This window comes from Micromonospora echinospora (genome assembly GCF_014203425.1).
Taxonomy (GTDB): Bacteria; Actinomycetota; Actinomycetes; order Mycobacteriales; family Micromonosporaceae; genus Micromonospora; species Micromonospora echinospora_A.
Genome location: NZ_JACHJC010000001.1, coordinates 2068486 through 2083253 on the forward strand (window position 1 = coordinate 2068486; position 14768 = coordinate 2083253).

At 74.3% G+C, this 14768-nt stretch carries 18 protein-coding genes; 10 read left to right on the forward strand and 8 right to left on the reverse strand.

Annotated elements, in window-relative coordinates:
- Positions 1-2: 2 nt before the first annotated feature.
- The 7 genes from trmD (at position 3) to FHU28_RS09930 (ending at position 4723) form a co-directional block, all read left to right on the forward strand.
- Positions 3-791, forward strand: coding sequence for a tRNA (guanosine(37)-N1)-methyltransferase TrmD (trmD, locus tag FHU28_RS09900; protein WP_184683035.1), 789 nt, complete (start codon positions 3-5; stop codon positions 789-791).
- A gap of 143 nt (positions 792-934) precedes the next feature.
- Positions 935-1294: a 50S ribosomal protein L19 gene (gene rplS, locus FHU28_RS09905; protein WP_073830369.1), complete on the forward strand. Its 360-nt coding sequence runs from the start codon at positions 935-937 to the stop codon at positions 1292-1294.
- 168 nt (positions 1295-1462) lie between these two features.
- Complete coding sequence (gene lepB / locus FHU28_RS09910; RefSeq protein ID WP_184683037.1) at positions 1463-2347, forward strand: signal peptidase I; 885 nt, start codon at positions 1463-1465, stop codon at positions 2345-2347.
- Positions 2344-2976 carry a signal peptidase I gene (gene lepB, locus FHU28_RS09915; protein ID WP_184683039.1) on the forward strand — a complete coding sequence of 211 codons (633 nt, stop codon included), beginning with the start codon at positions 2344-2346 and terminating at the stop codon, positions 2974-2976. Before lepB (FHU28_RS09910) ends, lepB (FHU28_RS09915) begins: the two co-directional genes overlap by 4 nt.
- A 90-nt stretch (positions 2977-3066) precedes the next feature.
- Positions 3067-3534 (forward strand): NUDIX hydrolase, encoded by a 468-nt coding sequence (locus FHU28_RS09920; protein ID WP_184683041.1) that lies wholly within the window; start codon positions 3067-3069, stop codon positions 3532-3534.
- Positions 3528-4403, forward strand: a complete 876-nt coding sequence (locus tag FHU28_RS09925) for a ribonuclease HII (RefSeq protein ID WP_184683043.1) — start codon at positions 3528-3530, stop codon at positions 4401-4403. Before FHU28_RS09920 ends, FHU28_RS09925 begins: the two co-directional genes overlap by 7 nt.
- On the forward strand, positions 4400-4723 hold the full coding sequence (locus FHU28_RS09930; protein ID WP_011905215.1) for a DUF2469 domain-containing protein: 324 nt from the start codon (positions 4400-4402) through the stop codon (positions 4721-4723). The genes FHU28_RS09925 and FHU28_RS09930 overlap by 4 nt, the downstream gene beginning before the upstream one ends.
- 24 nt (positions 4724-4747) lie before the next feature.
- On the opposite strand, the gene FHU28_RS09935 is transcribed toward FHU28_RS09930, so the two are convergent.
- A complete protein-coding gene (locus tag FHU28_RS09935) occupies positions 4748-5845 on the reverse strand; it encodes a sulfite oxidase (protein WP_311773555.1) in 1098 nt (365 codons plus the stop codon).
- Between the two features lie 5 nt (positions 5846-5850).
- The gene (locus tag FHU28_RS09940; protein ID WP_184683045.1) at positions 5851-6510 is read right to left on the reverse strand and encodes a methyltransferase domain-containing protein; all 660 of its coding nucleotides are present in this window, start codon (positions 6508-6510) and stop codon (positions 5851-5853) included.
- Positions 6511-6677: 167 nt separating this feature from the next.
- On the opposite strand from FHU28_RS09940, the gene FHU28_RS09945 reads away from it, so the two are divergent.
- The gene (locus FHU28_RS09945) at positions 6678-7262 is read left to right on the forward strand and encodes a murein hydrolase activator EnvC family protein (RefSeq protein WP_376700862.1); all 585 of its coding nucleotides are present in this window, start codon (positions 6678-6680) and stop codon (positions 7260-7262) included.
- Positions 7263-7331: 69 nt separating this feature from the next.
- On the opposite strand, the gene FHU28_RS09950 is transcribed toward FHU28_RS09945, so the two are convergent.
- Positions 7332-8513 carry an aminotransferase class V-fold PLP-dependent enzyme gene (locus tag FHU28_RS09950; RefSeq protein ID WP_184683048.1) on the reverse strand — a complete coding sequence of 394 codons (1182 nt, stop codon included), beginning with the start codon at positions 8511-8513 and terminating at the stop codon, positions 7332-7334.
- Positions 8514-8562: 49 nt separating this feature from the next.
- Complete coding sequence (locus FHU28_RS09955; protein WP_184689389.1) at positions 8563-9489, reverse strand: tyrosine recombinase XerC; 927 nt, start codon at positions 9487-9489, stop codon at positions 8563-8565.
- Positions 9490-9914: 425 nt separating this feature from the next.
- On the opposite strand from FHU28_RS09955, the gene FHU28_RS09960 reads away from it, so the two are divergent.
- The gene (locus FHU28_RS09960) at positions 9915-10256 is read left to right on the forward strand and encodes a hypothetical protein (protein ID WP_184683050.1); all 342 of its coding nucleotides are present in this window, start codon (positions 9915-9917) and stop codon (positions 10254-10256) included.
- A 46-nt stretch (positions 10257-10302) separates the two neighbouring features.
- Here FHU28_RS09960 and FHU28_RS09965 read toward each other — a convergent pair whose 3' ends face one another.
- The 4 genes from FHU28_RS09965 to FHU28_RS09980 form a co-directional block, all read right to left on the reverse strand.
- Positions 10303-10689: a hypothetical protein gene (locus tag FHU28_RS09965; RefSeq protein WP_184683053.1), complete on the reverse strand. Its 387-nt coding sequence runs from the start codon at positions 10687-10689 to the stop codon at positions 10303-10305.
- Positions 10690-10950: 261 nt separating this feature from the next.
- A complete protein-coding gene (locus FHU28_RS09970; protein ID WP_376700863.1) occupies positions 10951-12216 on the reverse strand; it encodes a DNA-processing protein DprA in 1266 nt (421 codons plus the stop codon).
- On the reverse strand, positions 12126-13646 hold the full coding sequence (locus tag FHU28_RS09975; protein ID WP_184683057.1) for a YifB family Mg chelatase-like AAA ATPase: 1521 nt from the start codon (positions 13644-13646) through the stop codon (positions 12126-12128). The genes FHU28_RS09970 and FHU28_RS09975 overlap by 91 nt, the downstream gene beginning before the upstream one ends.
- 1 nt (position 13647) lies before the next feature.
- Positions 13648-14007 (reverse strand): YraN family protein, encoded by a 360-nt coding sequence (locus FHU28_RS09980; protein ID WP_184683060.1) that lies wholly within the window; start codon positions 14005-14007, stop codon positions 13648-13650.
- A 384-nt stretch (positions 14008-14391) separates the two neighbouring features.
- On the opposite strand from FHU28_RS09980, the gene FHU28_RS09985 reads away from it, so the two are divergent.
- Positions 14392-14751 (forward strand): hypothetical protein, encoded by a 360-nt coding sequence (locus FHU28_RS09985; protein WP_184683062.1) that lies wholly within the window; start codon positions 14392-14394, stop codon positions 14749-14751.
- Positions 14752-14768 lie beyond the last annotated feature (17 nt).

The window sequence follows — 14768 nt, forward strand, 5'->3', positions numbered from 1 at the left end:
GCATGCGCGTCGACATCGTGTCGATCTTCCCCGAGTACTTCGCCCCGCTGGATCTGTCGCTGATCGGCAAGGCCCGCGCGAACGGCACGCTGCGGCTGGCCGTACACGATCTGCGGACCTGGACCCACGACGTGCACCGCACCGTCGACGACACGCCCTACGGCGGCGGCCCTGGCATGGTCATGCGGCCGGAGCCGTGGGGGGAGGCGCTGGACGCGCTGGCCCCGGGCGAGCTGAGCCCGGACGGGCACACGCTGCCCCGGCTGATCGTCCCGTCCCCGGCCGGCGTGCCGTTCACCCAGGCCATGGCGCACGAGCTGGCCGCCGAGTCGCACCTGCTCTTCGCCTGCGGCCGGTACGAGGGCATCGACCAGCGTGTTCTGGACCACGCCGCGACCCGGATGCCGGTGACCGAGGTCTCCCTCGGCGACTACGTGCTCTTCGGCGGCGAGGTGGCCGTGCTGGTGATCCTGGAGGCGGTCACCCGGCTGCTGCCCGGCGTGCTGGGCAACGCCGGCTCGCTGGACGAGGAGTCGCACGCGCACGGGCTGCTGGAAGCCCCGCTCTACACCAAGCCGGCGACCTGGCGCGGGCTCGACGTGCCGGAGGTGCTGCGCTCCGGCGACCACGGCCGGATCGCCCGCTGGCGCCGGGACGAGGCGCTGCTGCGCACGGCGGCCCGCCGGCCCGACATGATCGGCGCGCTGCCTCCGGAGACGCTCGACAAGCGGGACGGGGCGGCGCTGGACCGGGGTGGATTTTCCCCGCCACCGGGGCATGTGGCAAAGTAGAGGGGTTGCCGCATCCGCCCACGCCGTGAGCGGCTGCGAGGACCCTCGACCGGGGCCGGCGAAGCCGGTCACCACCCGGGGGTCAGAATCACCCGTTCGCGCATCGACTGACGATGCGCAGTGAGCCTCACGAGGACGCAGCGATGAACATCCTGGACGCCCTTGACGCCCAGTCGAAGCGTACCGACCTGCCCGACTTCCGTGCCGGTGACACCGTCAAGGTGCACGCGCGAGTCGTCGAGGGCGCCCGGTCCCGGGTCCAGATCTTCCAGGGCGTCGTCATCCGCCGCCAGGGTGACGGTCTGCGCGAGACCTTCTCGGTCCGCAAGGTCAGCTTCGGCGTCGGCGTGGAGCGGACCTACCCGCTCAACGGCCCCGGCATCGACCGGATCGAGATCGTGACCCGCGGTGACGTGCGCCGGGCCAAGCTCTACTACCTGCGCGAGCTGCGGGGCAAGAAGGCCAAGATCAAGGAGCTGCGGGAGAAGCAGCCGGCGAACTGACTTTCGTTCGCCACGCCGCCCGAGCTGCGCGGATGTCGTATCGACCAGACCGCATTACCCTGGTCGGTACGGGCGCAGCCGGACGGCGCGAAGCGGTCCACTGCCGCCCGTGGGGTCTCCGAGGAGACTCCCGGGCGGTAGTGTCGTTTCCGCGGACCGGAGAGTGGCATGGTGCAAATGGTTGACGAGGACGGCGCCGCCGATCCCTGGCGCCGGCGAGCCCGGCGCGGGCGTCGCCAGATGCCGCTCTGGCAGGAGCTGCCGCTGCTGCTCATCGTGGCGTTCTGCCTCGCGGTGCTGATCCGTTCGTTCCTGCTCCAGGCGTTCTTCATCCCCTCCGGGTCGATGGAGAACACGCTGCTCGTCGGCGACCGGGTGCTCGTCAACAAGGTCGTCTACGACGTCCGGGACCCGGTCCGCGGCGAGGTGGTGGTGTTCCGCGGCACCGACCGCTGGGTCGCCCAGGAGGCGCCCGCGCCGCCGACCAACTTCGCCGGCCAGGTCAGCCGCACGCTCGGTGACCTGGTGGGCGTCAGCCGCCCCGGTGAGAAGGACTTCATCAAGCGGGTCATCGGCGTGCCGGGCGACAAGATCTGGTGCTGCGACGACGGCCGGGTGGTGGTCAACGGGACCCCGCTGGACGAGCAGGCGTACGTCTCCGAGGACTCGCCCGCCGAGCTGCCGCCCAACCCGAAGGAGTGCCGGTCCCGGCAGTTCACCGAGGTGGTGGTGCCGCCGGGGCAGATCTTCGTGATGGGTGACCACCGGCTGGTCTCGCAGGACGCCCGATGTCAGGGGCCGGTGCCGATCGAGAACGTGATCGGCCGGGCCTTCATGATCGTCTGGCCGTCGCAGCGTTGGACCACCCTGCCCGTACCGGAGACGTTCACGAACGTGCCGCGCGCGGACGCCGCCGCGGCCGCCGGTCCGGTCCTGGTGGACCCCGACCCGGTGGGCGGGGTCGTCCTGATTGTGCCGGTCGCGGCGACGCTCGCCGTTCTCGCGGGTTCGGGGCGACTGCGCCGCACCCGGGGACGTAGGCTCCTCCCGTGATCGACGAGCAGACCGAGAAGCCACGCAACTCCTTCTGGAAGGAGCTGCCCATCCTCCTGGGTGTGGCGATCCTGGTCGCAGTGCTGGTTCGCGCCTTCGTGCTGCAGACCTTCTTCATCCCGTCGCCGTCCATGGAGAACACCCTCAAGATCGACGATCGGGTGCTGGTCAACAAGCTGGTCTACGACTTCCGCTCGCCGCACCGGGGCGAGGTGATCGTCTTCAAGGCGCCCACCGAGTGGAGCGGAAACCCCGACGGCGAGGACTTCATCAAGCGGGTGATCGGCGTCGGCGGCGATCACGTGGTCTGCTGCGACCGTACCGGTGGGCAGGACCGGCTGGTCATCAACGGCAAGCCGGTCGACGAGCCGTTCATCTTCCCCGGCAACAAGCCCGCCGACCAGGACTTCGACATCACAGTGCCGAAGGGCCGGCTGTGGGTCATGGGCGACCACCGGGAGGCCTCCGGCGACTCGCTGGAGCACTGGCAGCAGTCCGGCGAGGACATCAGCGTCGCCACCATCCCGGAGGGCGAGGTCGTCGGGCGGGCCTTCACCATCTTCTGGCCGGTCAGCCGCGCCACCTGGCTCAGCGTCCCGAAGCAGTTCGAGGGGATCCCCAATCCCTGACCCGACGGCTTCCGCGCGCACCCACGCCCACCCCCGGCCGCCGGCGGGAGGGCGTGGTCGTTCGTCGCAGCCGTCTGGCAGGCTGGTGCGGTGACCGTCTACACTCCTCGTCGCGCGGCCCGGGTGCTGCTGGTCGACGCGTCCGACCGGGTGCTGCTCTTCGAGGGTAGCGATCCGGCCCGGCCGGGTCACCGCTACTGGTTCACCCCCGGCGGTGGGCTGGACGCGGGGGAGTCCTCGGCCGACGGCGCGGCCCGTGAGCTGGCCGAGGAGACCGGCCTGCGGCTGGCCCCGGCAGAGCTGGGCGCGCCGGTCTGGTCGGAGACTGTCGAGTTCCCGTTCGACGGCGTCTGGTACCGCCAGGAGCAGCAGTTCTACCTGGTCCGGGTGGCGGGCTGGGAGGTCGACACCACCGGCTTCAACGACGTCGAGCGCGTGAGCGTGCACGGGCACCGCTGGTGGACGGTGACCGACCTGGCCGCCTCCGCCGAGCGCTACTACCCGCCGGACCTGCCCGGCCGGCTCGGCGCCGTGCTGGCGGGAGCCGGCGCATGCTGACCCCGCCGCGCACTGTGGTGCGCCGCGACGGCGGCCTCTACGCCCTGGAGCGGGCCCTGCAACGGCGGGGCTTCCGGTACGTGGCGGGCGCCGACGAGGCGGGCCGCGGAGCCTGCGCCGGGCCGCTGGTCGCCGCCGCCGCTGTGCTGCCCGAGGGGCGCCGCGGCGAGATCGACGAGCTGGCCGACTCCAAGCTGCTCACCCCGGCCGCCCGGGAGCGCGTCTACGACGAGGTGGTGGCGCGGGCGCTCGCGTACGCCGTGGTGGTCATCCCGGCCGAGGAGGTGGACGCCCGCGGGCTGCACGTGTGCAACCTCGCCGCGATGCGCCGGGCGCTCGCCTCGCTGACCACCCGCCCGGAGTACGTGCTGACCGACGGCTTCGGCGTCGACGGGCTCGACGTGCCGGGGCTGGCGGTCTGGAAGGGTGACCGGGTGGCCGCGTGCGTGGCGGCGGCGAGCGTGCTCGCCAAGGTCACCCGGGACCGGATCATGGTGGAGCTGGACGAGCGGTTCCCCGGCTACGGCTTCGCCGAGCACAAGGGCTACATCACCGCCGAGCACAGCGCCGCGCTGCGCGCGCTCGGGCCCTGCCGGGAGCACCGCTTCTCGTACGTGAACGTGGCCGCCGTCTCCGGACGGGACGGACGGCCTCCCCGCGCCCGCCGCCCGGCGGGCGCGGACGCGGCGCCACCCGAGCCCGCGGCCGGGCTGCCGGGACTCGGGCCCAGTGCGTTCGCCGGGCGCCCGGACGAGCCGGTGGGGCGCACCGGCGCGCCAGGGGGTACCGTCGGCGTGGCGTTGGGCGAGCAGCCGCGACCTCCGGCGTCGGTGGGGGAAGATGTGGTTATGGAAGGCGGAGTGCGATGAGCGCGGAAGATCTCGAGAAGTACGAGACCGAGATGGAGCTGCAGCTCTACCGGGAGTACCGCGACATTGTCCGCCAGTTCTCCTACGTGGTGGAGACCGAGCGCCGTTTCTATCTGGCGAACCAGGTCGACCTGCACGTCCGCAACTCGGACGGTGAGGTCTACTTCGAGGTCGAGATGCACGACGCCTGGGTGTGGGACATGTACCGCCCTGCCCGTTTCGTCAAGAACGTCCGAGTAATGACGTTCAAGGACGTCAATGTGGAAGAGCTCGAAAAGCCCGACATCTCGCTTCCCGCAGATTCCGGATTCGGGAGCTGAGCCCGGGCGGCCCGCCGCCCCGGATCACCGCTCCGGCACGACCACTTCGACCCGCTGCACCAGGTTGTTCGCGAACCCGCCCCGGTTCCACGGCTGCTCCACCGGCTGGGTCCGCCCCGAGGCATCGGTCGCCCGGGCGCCCAGCACGTACCGCCCCGGGGTCGCCGTCCAGCTCACCGACCACCGGCGCCACGCCCACTCGCCCCCGGCCGGCTCGTCCAGGACCGCCGGCGTCCACGTCCCGCCACCGTCCATCGTCACCTCGACGGACGTCACCGGCGCGTGCCCGGACCAGGCCCGGCCGTCCACCGTGCACCGCCCTGGCCGGACCACCCGGGTGCGGGACATGAAGTCCGGGAACCCGGGCGGGCGCACCAGGGCGCGCGGCTCGATCCGGGTCACCGGCACGCCGGGATCGTCCGCGTCGCGCCGCAACCGGTACGCCACCGCGTTCTGGTAGCCGTCGAACGGCTCGGTCGTCACCGCGATGTCGCGCAGCCACTTCACGTGCGCCATGCCGTACCAGCCGGGCACGATCAGGCGCAGCGGCGCGCCGTGCTGCGGCAGCAGGGGAGCACCGTTCATCTCGTACGCCAGCAGCACCTCCTCGCGCAGCGCGTCGGCCACCGGCAGCGCCCGCTGGTAGTCCTGCTCGACGCCGCGCTCCACGCCGTGGTCCGCGCCGGTGAACACCACGTCCACCGCGTCGCCGGACAGACCCGCCTCGCGCAGCAGCGGCGCCAGCGGCGTACCGGTCCACTCGGCGTTGCCCACCGCCTCGACCAGCCAGGGCTGGCTGACCGGCCGGGGATGCAGCAGCGCGCGGCCGTTGCCGGCGCACTCCAGCGTGACCCGGTGGGTCACCCGGGGCCGGTCGCGCAGCGCCGCCAGGTCCAGCCGCAGTGGACGCTCGACCGCGCCGGACACGCTCAGCGCGTATGCGGCCGGGTCGACGTCCGGGATGTCGTAGTGGATGAGCAGGTAGTGCAGGCCCGCCGGGGTCACGTCGTAGCGCAGCGCCTCCAGCGGAATGCCATGGTTGCGGGCGGCGAGCTGAAGCTCCTCGGCGCTGATCGCCTCGTCCGGCCCGGCCACCCGGGAGGGCCGGCTGGCATCGTCCACAGTGGTCAGTGCTGTTCCGTCCGCTCCAGCACGTCGTAGCCCACGAACTCGAACATCCGCTCGCCTCGCGTCAGCGGGCGGGGAGTGCCGGTGAAGCGGTGCGCGCCGACGCCCACACCGTCGGCCGGGCTGCCCACCGCGACCGGCTCGAAGCCCTCCTCGGCGAACCACTCGCAGATGACGGGCACCAGATCCGGCTCGCGCCGGTGCCGCGTCCACAGCACCGTGCCGCCGGTGGCGCAGAGCGAGGCGCAGTGGCGCACAGTGGCCCGGATGTCGTCGTCGGTGATGTTGCCGAAGATGCCGCAGACCAGCACCAGATCGGCCGGGGTCAGGTCGGCGTAGCTGTCGGTCAGCGCGGCGTCGCCGGTCACCACCTCGACGCCGGTGAGCCCCGCGTCGGCGGCGGCGCGGCGGGCCAGGTCGGCGTTGCGCGGGTCCAGCTCGACCAGGCGGGCGGTCACGTCGCCGCCGCGGGGGTGGGCGGCCAGCACCGGGATGAGGTCGCGGCCCTGGCCGGCGCAGAGACTGAGCGCGCGCAGCGGACCGGGCGGCGCGGCATCGAGTGCCTCGGCGACGCGCTGCCGTACCTCGGCGAGCCGCCGGGCCAGTGCGGATTCGGGCTGGTCGTAGTCGCGGTGCCAGGCGTACCAGTCCTTCGTCACCCGGCCAGCATAGGCGTCCCGGCCGTAGCAGATCCGCCCCGATTTCGGTGCTCGTCCACAGTAGGGGCGTCGTCCACAGGACTGCCGCGTGGTGCGCGCGGGGCAGCGCGCGGCAGGTCAGGGTACGCGGTGTGCGTACCTCGATCGGTCGGGCCGGCAAGTGCCTGCTGCTGGTGCTCGTGCTCGCCTTCTGGTTGCCGGGCGGCTCCGCGGCGGCCCTTGACGGGCCGGTGGCGGCGGGCCGTTCGGCGGCGGCCCTTGACGGGCCGGGCGTCTCGGCGACGGGGTACCAGGGCGTGCCCGGCGGGCCGGCGACCGCCGGACGGTTCCGCTGGCCGTTGCCCGGTCCACCCCGCGTGGCACGCCGGTTCGACCCGCCGCCGCAGCCGTGGATGTCCGGGCACCGGGGCGTGGACCTGGCCGCCGCGCCGGGCGCGCAGGTCCGCTCGGCCGGCGCCGGGACCGTCCTGTTCGCCGGCTCGGTCGCCGGCCGGCCGGTGCTCACCGTCGGCCACCACGACGGGCTGCGCACCACCTACGAGCCGGTCCGGTCCCGGGTCACCGCCGGCACCCGGGTGGACGCCGGTACCCCGATCGGTGACCTGCTCGCCGGGCATCCCGGCTGCGCCGACGCGGCCTGCCTGCACTGGGGGCTGCGACGCGGCGCGGAGTACCTGGACCCGCTTGCGCTGCTCGGGCTCGGCCGCGTCCGGCTGCTGCCGCTCGACCCGAACGCCGACGGCCCTCCGTGAGTGGCGCCGCTGCCGGCTCGGGTCCGGGCGACGTCGCCTGGACCGGCCCGTCCCCGCCGGACGCGCCACTCAGCGCTGAGCGAGCAGCGTGGGCAGCCGCACGGCCAGCCGGTCGTACTCGTCGGGGGTGTTGTAGACCTGGCCGCACAACCGCAGGTAGCCGCGCCCGTTCCAGCCGGCCACCGACACCTCGGCGGAGAGCCGGTCGGCGATCCGGGCCCGTAGCTCCCGGGCCGCGTCCAGGGTCGTCGCGACGCCCGGCGGCAGCGGCACGAGACGCATGGCGACCGCCGGCCCGCCGGGCTTCGGCAACCGCTCGGGCGCCACACCCAGCGCGTCCCCGACGACCCGTTGCCCGTACGCGGCCAGCGCCGCGTTGTGCGCCCGTACCCGGTCCACCCCGAGGCTGCGCAGCGTGAACAGGCCCACCGGGGCGGCCAGCCAGCCGGTGTAGTCGAGCGTCGCCTGCCATTCCACCCGGGTCGGGAAGCCGCTGTCCTGCTCCCACGAGACGACGAGCGGCTGGATCTTCTCCCGCCACTGCGGCGCCACCACGAGCGCGGCGGTGCCGCGCGGCGCGTACGCCCACTTGTGCAGGTTGCCCACCCAGAAGTCGGCGCCGATCGACGCGACGGTGGCCGGCAGCATGCCCGGCGCGTGCGCGGCGTCCACCAGCACCGGCACGCCCTGCTCCCGGGCCACGGCGACGAGCGCCGCGGTCGGGAACAGCCGGGCGGTCGGCGAGGTCAGCTGGTCGACGATGAGCAGCCGGGTCCGCCCGGGGCGCAACCCGGTGCGGACGATCTCGACCACCTCCTCGTCGGTGGCGGTCAACGGCACCGACAGGGTGCGGGGCACCGCCCCCGTGCGGGCGCACTCCCGCGCGATCGAGAGGGCCACTGCCCCGTACCCGTGGTCGGTGGTCAGGACCTCGTCGCCGGGGCGCAGTGCCAGCGACTGCAACACGACCGCCGCGCCGGCGGTGACGTTGCCGACCAGCGCGGTGCCGTCCGGGTCCGCGCCGAGGAACGCGGCCAGGTGCCGCCGGGCGTGGGCGATCCGGTCGACCAGGCCCTGGGTGAAGAACCGCAGCGGGTTGGCCTCCATCTCGTCGCGCAGGCGCTGCTGGGCGCGCTGCACGGCGATCGGCACGGCGCCGAACGAGCCGTGGTTGAGGTGGCTGACGGAGGGATCGAGGGAGAAGAGCAGCCGAGCGCCGGGAATCGGCTCGGGCGGCTGCGGCACCGTCATCCGTCGATCCTAGCCCGGGATGGATCATCACCCGGCGGGATTCCGCCGGTCAGGCGCGGGGATGCGCCTGCCGGTACGCCGCGCGCAGCCGCTCCACCGACACGTGCGTGTAGATCTGCGTGCTCGCCAGCGACGAGTGCCCGAGCAGCTCCTGGACCGCCCGCAGGTCCGCGCCCCCTTCGAGCAGGTGGGTGGCGGCCGAGTGGCGCAGCCCGTGCGGCGTCACCCGGGGCACTCCGGCGGCCTCGGTCCAGTCGGCCACGATCCGCCGTGCGGTGGTCGGGTTGAGCCGCCCGCCCCGCGCCCCGAGCAGCAGCGCCCGGCCCGAGCCGGGCGTTGCCAGAGCCGGCCTTCCCAGGCTCAGCCATGTGTCGAGCGCCCGCTGCGCCGGCACCCCGTAGGGCACCGACCGCTCCCGGCCGCCCTTGCCGAGCACGCGCACCACCCGGCGGCCCTGGTCGACGTCGGTCACGTCCAGGCCGCACGCCTCGCTGATCCGCACGCCGGTGCCGTAGAGCAGTTCGAGCAGCAGCCGGTCACGCAGCAGCACGGCCTCGGGCGTGTCCGCGCCGGGTGCTCCTCCGGGTTGCGGGGCGTCGGCGGGGCGGGCGGCCTCCATCAGGGCGGCGGCCTGGTCGGCCCGCAGCACGGTGGGCAGTTCCCGCCGGGCCCGGGGGCTCGCCAGCGGCGCGGCGATGTCGTCGGCGAGCAGACCGGTGCGGTGCGCCCAGGCGCTGAACGTCCGGGCCGCGGCGGCCCGGCGGGCCATCGTCGTCCGGGCCGCGCCCATGGTCCGCTGCTTCGCCAGCCAGCTGCGCAGCACGGCGAGGTCCAGCTCCGGCAGTTCGGCGCAACCCATCCGGACGGCGTGGTCGAGCAGCGACACGAGATCCGTGACGTACGCCCGGACGGTGTGGACGGACCGGTTGCGCACTCGCGACAGGTGGTCGGCGAAGTCGTCCACCGCCTCGCGCATCGACGACGGCAGGTCCTCGTGTGCGGCCCTGGTGCCACGCTGCCGCCGGCTCACCGCGGTGCCCCGACCTGGCGCACGCGGTCGTGCCGGAGGCGGACAGCGATCACCGGTCCAGCGTACGGCCGGAGCGCCGCCGCGCGCTGAGCCGCCGTCCCGCCTTCACCGCGCCGGCCGGACCGTCGTCCCCGTCGCGTCCGCGGTATGCCCTGCGCCGGTGCGCCCGTGCCTTCGGCATGACGTTCGCGCCGCGCCGAGCGGGGGTGGCTAAAGCGGGCCTGGACAGAGGAAACTCATGCTGCGGCCAGGCACAGGGCGGCAACCGGACGGCAGCGCGGCTGAGCCGGCGCCCCACGGGTGGCCGATCCGGCCGCGATCGGACAGCCGCGTCCCGCGACGGTGACGCCCGGTACGAAAAGGGGCCGACAGTGGGAGTGGACGCGGTCCTCTACCGACAGATATCGGCGGGCGGCAGTCGTCGCCGCCCCGCGTACGTCTCGATCGAGGTCGTCGCGGACCCGCAGGACGTGTTGCTCGGCCTGCTGGCGCGGGTCCGCGGAGGTGGCCGGACGCCGCTGCTGGATCGCGTCGACCCGCTCGGCGAGCTGAGCGTGGACACCGATCGGATGTCGCAACTGCTCGCCGATCTGCGGTGCCTGGCCGAGGTGGCCCGGGCGCCGGCGGAGGCCGACCACATCCGCCGGCTGGCCCGGCTGGCCCGCCGCTGCGCGGAGCGCCGCGACACCGAGATCCGGTTCGAGGGCGACTGACACCGCAACGATCGCGCGTTCCCTTCCGTGGCGGCGCCGCGCCGGCTCAGGCGCTAACAGGCTGCCGCGTGGCCCGGATCCGTCGCGTGCCCCACACGATCAGCAGGACTCCGGCCACGAACAGCGCCGGACCGGCGACGAAGCCGATGTCCCGGACCATCAGGTTGATGTCGTGCTGCTTCTCCGCCTCGGCCTTCTGCGCCTGGTAGGAGCCGTCGCCCGCGCCGAACATGCACCGGTCCCGGGGCGTCATCACGTCCTCGCCGCACATCGTCGGGCCGCTCGGGTCGTAATCACCGATGTCGCGGTGGGACAGGAACGCGAAGAACAGCACGAAGAGGCTGACGACGACCAGCATGCCGCCGAGCGCCCGACGCCCGGATCCGGGTGGGCCCGCCGCCGGGTTGCGGCGCGAGGTCTCCTGCGCGCTCATCGGCCACCTCCGTGCGCCAGCGGGATGGCCGACGCCGGCACGGCGAGCCGCACCTCGGCGCGTGCTACTGGCCATTGTGGACGTGTTCGCCGGTTCGCTGCCCCAGTCATCCTTCTCCCCGTGACGGCGCCCGGCGTCCGGCCCGCGGCGCGATCGTTCCCGCAACGGCTTCCGCCGCACGCGAAGTGGTGATCCTAGAAGACCGAGGCCGGTCCCACGGCCCCGTTGCAGGGCGGTTCCGAGAGGGCGCGCGCCGGCCGGTCACGTCGGGCTGGCCGGTGGCGGGGCGAGCGCGTAGCCACCGTCGCGGCGCACCACCATCGCCAGTTCCTCCAGCAGGGACAGCTTGCGCATGGCGGTACGCAGGTCCACGCCGGCCCGGGCGGCGACGCTCTCCAGGTCGAGCGCCCGGCGGCGGGGCAACGCCTCCAGCACCTGGGTGGCCTCCTCGTCGAGCCGGTCCCGTGGGCGCTCGGGCGCGCGGGCCGGCGGGGTCAGGTCGTACCCGATCCGTCCCACCTCCTCCAGCACGTGCGCGAGGTTGGTGACCAGCCGGGCGTCCGGCCGCTCGCGCAGCACCTCGTGCCCGCCGACCGACATCGCGGAGGTGACCGGCCCCGGAACGACCATGGCGTGGCGCCGGAGGCCGAGCGCCCGGTTGAGCGTCTGGGTGGCGCCGCTGCGCGCCGCCGCCTCCACCAGCACCGTGCCGCGTGTCGCCGCCGCTATCACCCGGTTGCGGATGAGGAACCGTGGCCGCAGCGGCTCCGCGCCCGGCATCCACTCGCTCACCAGGAGGCCGGTCTCGGCGATCCGGTCGAACAGCGCGGCGTTGCCCATCGGGTACGGGCGGTCCACCCCGCACGCCAGCACGGCGACGGTGCGCCCGCCCGCTGTCAACGCGCCGCGATGTGCGGCGGAGTCGATGCCGAACGCCCCGCCCGACACCACTGTCCACTCCCGGTCGGCCAGGCCGTAGCCCAGTTCGGTGGCGACGTGCGAGCCGTAGGGGGTGGCCGCGCGGGCGCCGACCACCGCCACCGAGTGCGCCAGCGTCTCGCCGAGCGGCCACGCCCCGCGTACCCAGAAGCAGAGCGGCGGGTCGGTCTCCACGTCGACCCGGCGGGTGGCGCCGGACAGCGCCAGCCGCCGGAGGTCACGGACCTGGGCCGGCCATTCGTCGTCGTCCGGGGTGACCAGCCGGGCGCCCAGCCGCTCGCCCCGGGTCAACGCCTCCGCCGCGACCGCGCGGGCGTCACCGGCCGCGGCCCGCGCCGCCACGGCCGAGCGCAGGGTCCGCTCCGGCGCGCCGCCGGACAGCAGCAGGTCGAGCGCGCCGACCGGGCCGATCTGCTCGACCAGGGCGTACACGGATCGGGTGCCGGGCTCGGCGAGCCAGGTGAGCGCGACCCGCGCCAGCTTGGTCTCGTCGGTGCTCACGCGGCCTCTCCCGTCCGCAGCTGGATGGCCTCCGCGACGTCGTCGTGGCCGGGCCGGTCCCGCCCGTCCAGGTCCGCGATGGTCCAGGCGAGCCGCAGTACGCGGTCGTAGCCGCGCGCGGACAGCGAACCGGTGTCGAGCCGGTGCCGCAGGTCCGCGGTGACCCGGGCCGGCAGGTGCCACGGCGGCCGGCGCAGGTGCGGGCCGGGGACGTCGGCGTTGACCCGGTGCCCGGTGGCCGCCCAGCGCTCGGCGGCGGCCTGGCGCGCGGCGGCGACCCGGGCGGCGACGGTGGCCGAGGATTCGTGCGCGGCGTCGGTCCGCAACAGTTCCGCCGCGCGTACCGCCTGCAGTCGGACCTGCACGTCCACCCGGTCGAGCAGCGGCCCCGACAACCGGCCCAGGTAGCGCCGCCGGGCCAGCGGCGTGCACTCGCAGTCGACGTCGCCGGACGGCTTCGCGCAGGGGCACGGGTTGGCGGCCAGCACCAGTTGGGTGCGGGCCGGGTACTCGGTGGCGCCGCGAGTGCGTGCCACACGTACCCGGCCGCTCTCCAGCGGCTGCCGCAACGCCTCCAGGGCGCCCTTGCCGAACTCGGGCGCCTCGTCGAGGAACAGCACCCCGCGGTGGGCCAGCGACACCGCGCCGGGCCGGGCCAGCCCGGAGCCGCCACCGACGAGGGCGGGCACCGTGGCGGTGTGGTGGGGCGCCTGGAACGGGGGACGGCGCAGCAGCCCGCCGCCGGGCGGCAGCAGGCCGGCGATCGAGTGCAGCGCTGTCACTTCCAGGGCGGCCTCGTCGTCCAGTTCGGGCAGCACCGACGGCAGCCGTTCGGCGAGCATGGTCTTGCCGGCGCCGGGCGGGCCGAGCAGCGCGAGGTGGTGACCTCCGGCGGCGGCGATCTCCAGCGCGCGCCGCCCGAGCGGCTGGCCGGCCACGTCGGCGAGGTCCGGCCCGGGTGGGGTCCCGGCCGGGGCCGGAGCGGGCGGGGTGAGCAGTGGCGCGCCGGTGCGGACGTGGGCGACGAGCCGGTGCAGCGTGTCGACCGCGTACACCCGTACGCCGGGGATGACTGCCGCCTCGGCGGCGTTGCCGGCGGGCACGACGACGCGGGTGTGCCCGGCTCGGGCGGCGGCGGCGACCATGGGCAGCGTGCCGCGTACCGGGCGCACCGCGCCGTCGAGGCCGAGTTCGCCGAGCACGACTGTGGCGTCGAGGGCCACCGGTGGAAGCTCACCCGAGCCGGCGAGCACGGCGACGGCGATGGCCAGGTCGAACGCCGAGCCGTACTTGGGCAGGGTGGCCGGAAGCAGGTTGAGGGTGATCCGCCGGTTGGGCCACTTCTGGCCGGAGTTGACGATCGCTGCGCGGACCCGGTCGCGCGCCTCGTGCAGCGCGGTGTCGGGCAGACCGGAGATGATCACGGCGGGCAGGCCGGGGGCGAGGTCGGCCTCGACCTCGACGAGGTGCCCGGCAACTCCGGCCAGGCCGACGCTCAGCACTTTCGCGTATCCCATGTCAGAACGCGCCACGGAGGTGCTCGACGCGGGCGGGGCCGGCGAGCGGGAGCCGGACGGACAGCACGTCGAAGCGGACCTCGTCCGCGGTGGTGCCGGTCTCGGCCAGCCACCGGGCGGCCAGGCCGCGCAGGCGCCGGGCCTTGGCCCGGACGACGGCCTCGGCGGGGGAGCCGAACTGCTCGGTGCGGCGGGTCTTGACCTCGCAGATGGCGAGGACCGGGCCCTCCCAGGCGATGATGTCGATCTCGCCCTCGGGGCAGCGCCAGTTGCGGGCGACCGGGCGCAGGCCCGTCTCGATCAGGTGCCGCAGCGCGCAGCGCTCGCCGTACGCGCCGACGGCTCGGTTCCGGTTCGTCATGCCGGCCAGGATGCGTGCGGCGGGTCCGGCGGAGGGGATGCGCGGGTTCGGCCTGTGGACGAGGACCGCTCTGTGGACGGGCTCACGATCATGCGCCCGACGTGCTACGGCTACGACTGCGACCCGCTGCCGCCAGGTTGTCGGCGACCCTGTTCCCGAGCGACCGGGCCCCGGCCCGGGGGCCGAGAGCCGTATCTTGCTCCCGCCGGGTGTCGCAGCCGGCGCGGCGGAGGGAGTCTCGCGGTGTTCACAGTGGACAGACGGTGGCGGTTGGTCGCGGTTGTGACGGCGGGCCTGTTGGCCGTCGCGGCGCTTGCGTGGCTGCTCTGGCCCGAACCCGCCCCGCCGCCCCGGGAACGGCAGTACCGGGCGTTCACGGCCTGCATGCTGACCGACGACCGAGGTCTGGCAGGGCCCGAGGCGGCGGCCAGCTGGCAGGGGATGCAACGGGCGTCATCGGCCACCTCGATCAAAATCCAGCACCTGGCGGTGGTCGGAAAGCAGACGCCGGAGAACGCCGAGGGCTTCTTCAACACGCTCGGCGTCCAGCGCTGCCGGATGGTGGTCGCGGTGGGTGCAGCGCCGGTCGCAGCCCTGGTCGCGGGGCACAAGCGCTTCCCCGACGTGCAGTACCTCGTGGTCGGCGTGTCACCGGACCCGGCCGTTCCGGCGGTGTCCGGCGTATCGGCCGAGGATCTGGCGGCGGGCGTGGAGCGCCAGGTGTACTCCGCCGCCGATCGATGATCTTCTAGATTGACCAT